At 41.4% G+C, this 478-nt stretch carries 1 protein-coding gene; it reads left to right on the top strand.

Translation table 11 applies throughout. The features are described 5' to 3' along the window. Nucleotides 1–478: TonB-dependent receptor plug domain-containing protein (locus tag ENE75_RS26045; protein ID WP_158289100.1), on the top strand; the 478-nt coding region annotated here is incomplete at both ends.

The following is a 478-nucleotide window of genomic DNA, read 5'->3' as shown; positions in this document are numbered from 1 at the left end:
AAACCCTAATGCATTACCGGAAGTGGTATTGCGTAGTGGTAACAGTTTGGTTGATCTGAGTCAGCCAAACAATACACCTTTCAGTTATACAACAGGTGTTAACACACAGCTCTTCATCTTAGATGGTTTTGAAGTATCGCTGCAACGTATCAACGATGTTGATATGAACAGGATATTGAAAGTAGACATCTTAAAAGATGCGGCCGCAACTGCTATTTATGGTTCAAGAGCAGCAAATGGTGTTGTGCTTGTTACAACAAGAAAAGGTAAGAAAGGTGCACCGGTCATTACTTACTCCGCAAACTTCTCCCGTCACTCGCCAACAGAATTGCCTGACTTTATCACGAACTCTCCTGAGTATATGGAAATGTACAATGCAGCCGCTACAAGAAGTGGTGTTGCATTTAAATATGATGTGGCGGAAATTGAAAAGTACAGGAATGCAACTGATCGTAACCGCTATCCAAACTTCAATGCA

This window comes from Rubrivivax albus, assembly GCF_004016515.1.
GTDB lineage: Bacteria > Pseudomonadota > Gammaproteobacteria > Burkholderiales > Burkholderiaceae_C > Rubrivivax > Rubrivivax albus.
This window is presented reverse-complemented; position numbering and strand designations above follow the sequence as displayed.